A 2,654-nucleotide genomic window follows, 5' to 3' on the forward strand; every position below is an offset into this window, starting at 1 on the left:
CGCGGCCGACTCGCGCGTCGCGGCGCCGGCCGGCGCCTTCTCCGGGGCCGGGGCGGCCGCGGCGAACCCGGCGGGCCGGCCGCGCCGGTAGAGCAGTGCCGAGACGACCAGGCCGCCCGCGAAGAACGCCGCGGCCCACCAGTAGGCGCTGGCGTAGCTGTGCAGCGCGGCCTGCACCGGCAGGTCGTGCTCGCCGATGTGGTCCTTGGCGTAACGGGTCGCCGCGGTCGCGGCGATGGTGTTGAACAGCGCGGTGCCGATCGAACCGCCCACCTGCTGCATGGTGTTGACCGTCGCGGACGCGACGCCCTGGTCGCGCGGCTGCACGCCCAGCGTCGCCAGACTCATCGCGGGCGGCATCACCAGCCCGAGGCCGACGCCGAGCAGGAGCAGGCCGGGCAGGACGTGCGCCGGGTAGGTGCTGTGCAGGTCGAGCGCGGTCAGCCAGACGAGGCCCGCCCCCGCCAGCCCCATGCCCACGGGCACCACGGGCTTGGGCCCGATCCGGGGGATGAGGAGGTTGGTGGCCAGCTGCGCGGTCAGCATCAGCATGCCGACCATCGGGAGGAAGCCGAGACCGGTCTGCACGGGGGAGTAGTGCAGGGTCTGCTGGAGGTAGTACGTGAGGAAGAGGAAGACCCCGAACATCCCCGCGCCGGAGATGAACACGCTGACGTAGGAGCTCGCCCGGTTGCGGTCGGCGAGGACGCGCAGCGGCAGGAGCGGGTGCTTCGCCCGGGTCTCCCAGAGCGTGAACAGCACGAGCAGCACGCCGCCGGCGGCCAGGAAGGCCCAGCACATCCAGTTGCTCCAGTCGTGCGTCTCCGCGTTGGCGAAGCCGAACACGACGCCGAAGAGGCCGGCCGCGACGAGGACGGTCCCCAGCAGGTCGAGCTTCGGGCGCTGGGCCGGCGCGGCCCCCCGGACGAAGACCAGGGCGCCGATCACGGCGAAGACGGCGATGGCGTCGTTGACGTAGAGCGTCCAGCGCCAGTCCAGGTGCTCGGTCAGCACGCCGCCGAGCAGCAGCCCTATGGCACCGCCCGAACCGGCGATCGCGCCGAACACGCCGAACGCCCGGGAGCGCTCCTTCGGGTCGACGAACGTCGTGGTGAGCAGCGACATCGCGGACGGCGCCAGCACCGCGCCGAACAGGCCCTGCAGGGCGCGCGCCACGACCAGCATCGTGAAGCCGTTCGCGGCGCCGCCGAGCGCGGACGCCCCGGCGAAGCCGACCAGGCCGATGAGGAAGGTCCGGCGCCTGCCGAGCAGGTCGGCCAGGCGCCCGCCGAGCAGCAGCAGGCTGCCGAACGCCAGCGAGTACGCGGTGATGACCCACTGGCGGCCGTCGTTGGAGAAGCCCAGGTCCTGCTGGGCGGACGGCAGCGCGATGTTCACGATCGTCGCGTCGAGCACGACCATGAGCTGGGCGAGTCCGATGACGGCCAGGGCCCACCAGCGTTTCGGCGGGTGGCGGCGCTCCTCGGCGCCGGCGGTCTGCTCTGTCGGGGTGGCGGTGGGTTCGTCGACGGCGGATATGGCCACGCCGGGTCCTCCAGGTCTTTCGTGCAGGTCTTTGGTGCGGGCGGGGCCGCGACGGGGCCCGCGCGGAGGTCGCGCGGCGCAGGCGGGCGCCGCCGCGACCGCGGTGCCTAGCGCCGGGTCAGGGCGGGCAGGACGACGGCGTCCACGAACCGCTTGAGGTAGACGGGGTCGGGTTTCCTCAGGTCGAGCAGCGTGCGGGCCACGACGCCACCGAGCAGCATGTGCGGCAGGTACTCCCGCGCCGGGCAGTCCCCGGCCACCTCGCCGCGGGCGGCGGCGCGGTCGAACACCCCGAACAGGGCCTCGTGGTCCTGCCGCAGGACCTCGCCGAAGGCTTCCGCGAGGTCCGGGTCCTTGGTGACGGCGGGCACCACGGCCTGGAGCAGTTCCGCGTCCTTCTCGGCCCGGCCGATGCGCTCGGCCAGTTCGTGGAGGTCGCCCGCCAGGCTGCCGGTGTCCAGGTCCTCGAAGTCGAAGGGCCGCTCGTGGCGCAGCGACGCGGCGACGAGCCGCGGTTTGCCGCTCCATTTGCGGTAGAGCGTGGCCTTGCTGCAGTGCGCGCGCAGGGCGACGGCGTCCATGGTGAGCGCCTCGTAGCCCACCTCGCGCAGCAGCGCGAGCACGCTCGTGTGGATCTCGGCCTCCCGCTCGGGGGAGATACGGCTGCGCCGGCGGCGGGTGCCGTGAGCGGGTCCGCCGCAGGCGGCTGCCGCGGCGCCCCCGCCGGGGTGCGCGGACGAAGGCTCCCCGGCCTGCGGCCGGTCCTCGCGGGGGGACACGTCGGGCAGGGTCATGGTCGTGGCGCCCCCTTTCCGTGGTGGCCCGGTGGCACGTGCTCTGCGTGGCGGCCGGTGGCGAGCGAGATAAGCGAAACGACTTCGTACCGTTAAGACCGTAGGTGCCGACCGGACGGAACGCAAGCGCGATCTCGTCGCACACCCTTGCGGGGGGTGAACGGCGCGTGCTAAGTGCCCGTAAGCCGGGGGCCGTTCCGTTCCGCCGGGTCCCGGTGTCGCGCCTGCCGGGCCCGCCCTGACGCCGCCGGCCGGGCACGCCGTGCGTACCGGCCTCCCCCGCGCGCCCGGCCCACGCCCCGTCCCGCCGCCGGT

At 74.0% G+C, this 2,654-nt stretch carries 2 protein-coding genes; both read right to left on the minus strand.

What is annotated here, in order from left to right:
- Window positions 1–1,539: DHA2 family efflux MFS transporter permease subunit (locus L1885_RS26815; RefSeq protein WP_372482037.1), on the minus strand; the 1,539-nt coding region annotated here is incomplete at its 3' end.
- 113 nt (window positions 1,540–1,652) lie between these two features.
- Window positions 1,653–2,339, minus strand: a complete 687-nt coding sequence (locus L1885_RS26820) for a TetR/AcrR family transcriptional regulator (protein ID WP_235799748.1) — start codon at window positions 2,337–2,339, stop codon at window positions 1,653–1,655.
- Window positions 2,340–2,654: the final 315 nt, after the last annotated feature.

The sequence above is a fragment of the Streptomyces fuscigenes genome (genome assembly GCF_021556455.1).
Lineage (GTDB): Bacteria > Actinomycetota > Actinomycetes > Streptomycetales > Streptomycetaceae > Streptomyces > Streptomyces fuscigenes.